The organism is Schleiferilactobacillus shenzhenensis LY-73, assembly GCF_000469325.1.
GTDB lineage: Bacteria > Bacillota > Bacilli > Lactobacillales > Lactobacillaceae > Schleiferilactobacillus > Schleiferilactobacillus shenzhenensis.
In genome coordinates, this window is sequence record NZ_KI271587.1 from 43206 (window position 1) to 49897 (window position 6692).

Consider the following 6692-nt stretch of genomic DNA (forward strand, 5'->3'; position numbering starts at 1 on the left):
GCGCTAGACAATTATCCCCACTCTCGCGGGCACAAGAAAAGCCCGCAACCCCAACGGGTCACGGGCGTTTCTGTTACGCGTGCTTATTCATCCCGCGCCAGCAACAATTCGTCGTCGGTCATTTCTTCCTGACTCGCCTTGTTGAACAGTTCGAGCAAGTCTGGCACGGTCAGGTGCTGCTTCTGTTCACCGGCCACATCCACGACGATCTTCCCGTGGTCCAGCATCAACAGCCGGTTGCCGTACTTGATGGCGTCCTGCATGTTGTGGGTGATCATCAGCGTGGTCAGGTCCTCTTCCTGGACCAGCTGGTTCGTCAGGTGCAGCACGGTGGCGCTGGTCTTGGGGTCCAGGGCGGCGGTGTGTTCATCCAGCAGGAGCAGCTTGGGTTTCTGCAGTGTCGCCATCAAAAGCGTGATGGCTTGGCGCTGACCGCCGGAGAGCAGGCCGATCTCGGTATCGAGGCGGTCTTCCAAGCCCAGGTTGAGCCGCTTGAGCGCTTCCTGGAACCGCGGTCGGGCGGCGTGGGGCGTGCCGATGCGGAACAGCGAATGGTGCTCGCCCCGCTTGGCGGCCAGGGCCATGTTCTCCGCCACAGACAGGCGCTGAGCGGTGCCCATCTTGGGATCTTGGAAGACCCGGGCGATCCAGCGGGCGCGGGCCGTCACGTCGTCATACGTGATGTCCCGCCCGGCGAGGATCACCTGGCCGGCGTCGATGGGCAGAGTGCCAGCAATGGAGTTGAGCAGTGTCGACTTGCCCGCGCCGTTGCCGCCGATGATGGTGACGAACTCGCCGTCGGTGACGGTCAGGTTGATGCCTTGGAGGGCGTGGGTCTCGTTGATCGTCCCTTGTTCGAAGTACTGGTTCAAGTCGCGAATCGTTAAGACAGCGTTATTTGTCATTGTCGGCGTGCTCCTTTTCTTCCCCATTATCCTGCGCATTCAGCGTCGCGATGTGCTGACGGTTCAGCCGCCGCCGGGTACTGGTCTTGACCCGGTTGCGCACCCACGGCAGGGCCAGCAGCACCGTCAACAGACCAGCGTAGAAAAGCCGCAGGTCGTTGGGGTCCACGCCCAGCCACAGAACCAGCGCGATAATCAGCCGGTAAATGATGGCGCCGATGATGATCGTCAGCAGCCGCTTGCCAAAGGTCAGGTTGCGCACCAGCACCTCGCCAATGATGATGGCGGCCAGGGCGATGACGATGGTCCCGACCCCCATGGAAATATCGGCGTAGCCGTTGGACTGGGCCATCAAGGCACCGGCCAGCGCAATCAAGCCGTTGGAGAGCATGTAGATAACGATCTGCATGTTGGCCACGTGCACGCCGTTGGCCGCGCTCATATCGGGATTATCCCCGACGGCGCGGGCGGCCAGGCCCATTTCTGTATTGAAGAAAAGCACCAAGAGAATCATGATGACTGCGACGAGCAATGCCCCGACGATGATCACCTGGGTGGTGTTGCTGAAGCGGGCGAACGCACTGAAGACGGTCGTCTGGTTCAGCAGGGCGATGTTGGCCTTGCCCATGATGCGCAGGTTGATGGAGTACAGGCCGGTCAGGGTCAAGATCCCGGTGAGCAGCGCCGGGATGCGCAGACGGGTGTACAGCAGGCCAGAAACCAGGCCCGCTGCCATGCCGCCCAGCATTCCCACCAGCGTCGCCAGCCAGGGGTTGGCGTGGTTGGCGATGAGGCTGGCCGCGAAGGCCGCCCCCAGCGGGAAAGCGCCCTCGGCCGTCATATCGGCGATGTCCAGGATGCGGAAGGTGAGATAGACCCCGATGGCCATGATCGACCAGATCAGGCCTTGGGAGATGCTCGATAACAGTATATCCATAATGTCGTGGTGTCCTCCTATTCTATGATGGCGCGGTTACTTGGTGCCGACGATCTTTTGCGGGTCAATATTGAAGACCTTCGCCATTTTATCATTAACGACCAAGCCCACGTTTTGGGGCATTTCCACCGGCAGATCCTGGGGCTTCTTGCCCTTGATGATCTTGACGGCCATCTTGGCGGTTTGAGCCCCTAAATCGGTGTAACTGAAGCCGTTGGTGGCCACGCCGCCGAGCTTCACCATCGGGCCAGTGGCGGGAATGACAGGCACTTTCTTATCCGCAGACACCTTGCCAACAGTGGCCATGGCAGCTGTCAGTACGTTATCGGCCGGCATGTAGATGGCATCGACCTGGCTGGCCAGGGCGGTCATCGTCTGCTGCACGTCCGCCGTGGTCGCTACGGTCTTGGCATCAGCACTTAGGCCCAGCTTCTTGAGGGCTGCTTGTGCCAGTTTAATAGAATAAACCGAGTTGGGCTCTGCGGCGTTGTACAGCAGGCCGATTTTCTTGGCCTTGGGGAACAGCTTGTGCAGCAGTTCGATCTGGCCGGCGACGGGGACCATGTCGCTGGTGCCGGTGACGTTGCCGCTGGGTTTCTTCATGCTGGTGGTCAAACCGGCGGAAACGGGGTCGGTGATGGCGGTGAACAGTTGGGGCGTGTCCTTATCCGCTTGAAGCAGGGCCTGGGCAGCCGGGGTGGCGATGGCCACGTTGACGGTGTTCTTATCCTTGGCCAGCTTTTCGCTCATACTCTTCAGGTTGGCCTGGTCGTTTTGGGCGTTCACGTAATCGATGGTCAGGTTCTTCCCCTGGGTGTAGCCTTCCTTCTTCAACTCGGCGATGAACCCCTTCCGAGCTTGGTCCAGGGCACTTTGATCCATCAGCTGCAAGATGCCGATTTTGACTTTGGCATCCTTGCCGCTGGCGCTGCTATTGGCTTTGCTGCCGCAGGCACTGACGAGGACCGCCAGTGCGATGGTCAAGACGAGCATGAGTCCAGTATGCTTTTTCATGATGATTTCCTCCCGCTGCTGTTTCACGTGAAACAGTGCATTCTATTTGATTGCTTTTACTTTTGTTTAACGACGGCTTGGGGATCGACGTGGAACGCTTGGGCAAACTTCTTGTTCACCACCAGGCTGATGTCCTTGGGCTGTTCCACCGGCAGGTCGGCGACTTTCTTCCCCTTCAGAATCTTGATCGCCATCTGCGCAGTCTGGGCACCGAGCTTGGTGAAGTCGATGCCGTTGGTGGCGACGCCGCCCAGCTGGACCATCGGCCCCGTGGCCGGGATCACCGGCACTTTGGTATCCAGCGAGACCTTGCCAACGGTGGCCATCGCCGCCGTCAGGACATTGTCCGCGGGGATGTAGATGGCATCCACTTGGTGGGCCAGGGCCGTCGTCGTCTGCTGCACATCCGCGGTGCTGGCGACGGTTTTAGAAATGGATTGAAGGCCTAGTGCAGCGACTGCCTTCTTCGCCATCTTAATGGCGGATAAGGAGTTGGGTTCGCTGGCATTGTACAACAGCCCAATCTTTTTGGCTTGCGGGAACAACTGGTGCAGCAGTTTGATCTGCCCGGCCACTGGCACCGTGTCCGTCGCCCCCGTCATGTTGGCGCTGGGCTTGGCCAGCGTCTTGGTCAGTCCCGCCGCTAACGGGTCGAAGATGGCGGTGAAGAGCAGCGGTGTCTTCTTATCCGCTTGCAGCAGCGCTTGCGCCGCCGGGGTGGCGATCGCCACATTGACGTTGTTTTGATCCTTAGCCAGTTTTTCACTCATGGTTTTGAGGTTGGCCTGGTCGTTTTGGGCATTGACGTAATCAATCGTCAGGTTCTTGCCCTGGGTGTACCCCTCTTTTTTCAGTTCAGCGATGAAGCCCTGGCGCGTTTCGTCCAACGCGTTTTGGTCCATCAGCTGTAAGATACCAATTTTGACTTTGCCGTCCGTACTGCCCTTTGCTTTCTGACCGCTGCAGGCACTGCTCAAGGCCAATAACCCAACGGTCAGGACCAGGGCAGCGAGTTTGATTCCCTTACTGTGTTTCATCACAATTCCTCCTCGGCGGTCAGGGCGCATGGTTAATGGCCGGACCGCACGATTTCTTTTGGATCGATTTTGAATAAGTGCGCAAGTTTCTGGTTCACGACCAGCCCCACGTCGGCCGGCTTTTCCACCGCCAGGTCGGCGGGTTTCTGGCCCTTGATGATCTTGATGGCCATCCGGGCAGTTTGGGCGCCCAGTTTCTTATAATCGATACCGTTGGTGGCGACCCCGCCAGCGGGGACCATGGTGCTGGCTGCCGGGACTACCGGGACCTTCTTCTCGGCGGAGACCTTGCCCACCGTGGCCATGGCGGCCGCGACCACGTTGTCTGCCGGCACGTAGACGGCGTCGGCCTTAGCGGCCAAGGACGTCATCGCTTGGGCCACATCATTGGTGCTGGCCACGGTTAGACTGGTGGTATGCAGCCCCAGCTTGGCAATCGCCGCCTTCGCCATCTTCACTTGGACCAAGGAATTCGGCTCCGCCGCGTTATACAGCAGGCCGATGGTCTTGGCCTGGGGAAACAGCTGGTGCAGAAGCTTGATCTGACCGGCCACCGGCACCAGGTCGGTGGTCCCGGTAATGTTCCCGCCGGGCTGGGCCAGGCTGCGAACCAGTTTGGCCCCCACCGGATCGGTGATGGCCGTGAACAGGAGCGGTGTTTCTTTATCCGCCAGGGCCAGCGCCTGGGCGGCGGGCGTGGCAATCGCCAGGTTCACCGTGTTCTTATCTTTGGCCAATTGCTCACTCATGCTTTTTAGATTCGCCTGATCATTCTGAGCGTTGACGTAATGGATAGAAAGGTTCTTGCCGTCTTTGTACCCCTGCTTGGCCAGTTCAGTGATGAACCCCTCCCGAGCATCGTCCAGGGCCGTTTGGTTCATCAATTCCAGGATACCGATCTTGATTTGTTTGGTGCCGCTGCTGCCTTGGGCTTGCTGGCCGCAAGCCGTGAGCACCAGGAGCAATAAGGCGCTCAATCCAGTGATGAGCCAGTATCGTTTCGTTAACTTTGCCAATTTTTTCATGCGGGGTCCTCCATCAATTTCTTCTCCAAGGTCAGCACCAGGCATAAAAAATGCCGTTCCCCGCAATCGCGATGATCGACGGGGAACGGCTCCAAAAAATATTATCTCGGGCCCTGCCGCATCGATTATCTCGATCTATGCGGCGGGTGCACATCAATGTGTACGGCCATCATAGATACAAACGCTGAGGTCTGCATCCACGATGGGGTACAAACCGGCTATCTATAATAGTCGTAGTAAAATCGGTGATTGAGTTGTGTTATGGCTGCAGTTTGCATGCTAGCACACTCCTAAATGAGCGAACGCTCATGTATTTGTTATGAACACTACTCTACACTGAGACTCAGATGGTTGTCAAGCATTTAACGTGACTTTTTTCACCGGGGCCTGAGCGACCGTTCCGAGAGACCGGTATAATGGGGATAATTACTCTTTAGGAGGTCTGGTCATGATCAAGAAACACCCGCTCCACGCCGGTCAAGAATGGATTGCCGTAACCACCCCGACAACGGTAGATTATCAAGACTTGGAGTCCACCGCCGGACTGCCGGCACGGTTCACCCCCTACTTGGCCGATATGCGGGAACGGGCCCGCCTCGAATACGATACCGCCAGCGGCTACTGGTTGCTGGTCTTCCGCTTTGTCAATAAGGAAGCAGCCCCCGGCGGCTTTCTGACCCTGCCCATCACCTTCGTCTTCAACAGTGCCCGGCTGATCAGCGTTATTCCCGACGCTGACGGGACCACCGTGATCGACCAGCTGCAGGGTATCATCCAGCAGGCGGCCGACAACGACCGGTCCATCTTCCTGCTCCTGTTCGACCTGCTCTTCGCGCTGAGCACCGACTACTTCGACGTGCTGGACACGATCAACGACCGCCGCAGCGAGCTGGAGAACTGGCACAAGCGGCCGACCAACACTCAGGTCAGCGCCCTGACCCAGCTGGCCCAGCAGACGGTCTACCTGACCACGGCCGAGAACAACAACCTCATCGCCATTCGCCGCTTCATGATGGCCACCAACTCCCCCACTGACCCCCTGGAGCTGAATGCCGAAGAGAAGGAGCGGCTCAACGATGTGCTGATCGAGATCCAGCAGGGGCAGCAGATGGCCCAGATCGCCGCAGACATCATCGACCGGGTGACCGACGGCTTCAGCAACGTTCTCAACAATAACCTGAACGGGACGATGCGCTTCCTCACGGTGTGGAGCATCGTCTTGATGATCCCGCCAGTGATCACGGGCTTCTATGGCATGAATGTCGCCCTGCCCTTCGCGAACCGGCACGACGCGTGGTTCTGGACCATCATCTGGTCGCTGGTGGGGATCATTGTGCTGGGGATTTGGTACATTCTGTACGACAAGCGGCGGCGGTGAGAAAAGAAGGCCTTCTCTGGCCCGGGTGACTCTGGGCTGCGCGAGCGCCGTGCCAAAGCTCCGGCAAAACGGGCTGGAACGCGGTGGGCACGGTTTGAGCCCGTTTTGCCTCCGCTTGCTACGCGTTGGCACTGAGTCACACCCCCCTATTTCACAGCTGAGTCCCCCAATCTGCTCCGCCCCTCGTCACCCTACATTTTCGGAGACTGGAACAGTCTTGTTCGCCACTAAACGCTGGCGGCTTCCTCCCCCAATAACACGACAATCACCTGCGTATTCAAAGTGTGGGCGGCACCCCGCCGGCTAATATGTCCTGACACCGAAGACTTTACGATCGGGTAGGATGTAGGCGATTTGGGCCCGGAGGCTGGCGGGCGTCAGCCATGAAATTGTTGT

General features: G+C 58.5%; 6 protein-coding genes. 1 reads left to right on the forward strand and 5 read right to left on the reverse strand.

The window, feature by feature from the left end:
• Positions 1-83 precede the first annotated feature (83 nt).
• The 5 genes from L248_RS06385 to L248_RS06405 are packed head-to-tail and all read right to left on the reverse strand — an operon-like array spanning position 84 to position 4918.
• The gene (locus L248_RS06385) at positions 84-905 is read right to left on the reverse strand and encodes an ABC transporter ATP-binding protein (RefSeq protein ID WP_022529320.1); all 822 of its coding nucleotides are present in this window, start codon (positions 903-905) and stop codon (positions 84-86) included.
• The gene (locus tag L248_RS06390) at positions 895-1842 is read right to left on the reverse strand and encodes an ABC transporter permease (RefSeq protein WP_022529321.1); all 948 of its coding nucleotides are present in this window, start codon (positions 1840-1842) and stop codon (positions 895-897) included. Before L248_RS06390 ends, L248_RS06385 begins: the two co-directional genes overlap by 11 nt.
• A gap of 36 nt (positions 1843-1878) precedes the next feature.
• Positions 1879-2856, reverse strand: coding sequence for an ABC transporter substrate-binding protein (locus tag L248_RS06395; RefSeq protein ID WP_040535297.1), 978 nt, complete (start codon positions 2854-2856; stop codon positions 1879-1881).
• A 56-nt stretch (positions 2857-2912) separates the two neighbouring features.
• Positions 2913-3893, reverse strand: coding sequence for an ABC transporter substrate-binding protein (locus L248_RS06400; RefSeq protein WP_022529323.1), 981 nt, complete (start codon positions 3891-3893; stop codon positions 2913-2915).
• 32 nt (positions 3894-3925) lie between these two features.
• Complete coding sequence (locus L248_RS06405) at positions 3926-4918, reverse strand: ABC transporter substrate-binding protein (RefSeq protein ID WP_022529324.1); 993 nt, start codon at positions 4916-4918, stop codon at positions 3926-3928.
• A 448-nt stretch (positions 4919-5366) separates the two neighbouring features.
• Between L248_RS06405 and L248_RS06410 the strand changes: the two genes are divergently transcribed.
• Positions 5367-6296 carry a magnesium transporter CorA family protein gene (locus L248_RS06410; RefSeq protein WP_022529325.1) on the forward strand — a complete coding sequence of 310 codons (930 nt, stop codon included), beginning with the start codon at positions 5367-5369 and terminating at the stop codon, positions 6294-6296.
• The last annotated feature ends 396 nt before the right edge of the window (positions 6297-6692 follow it).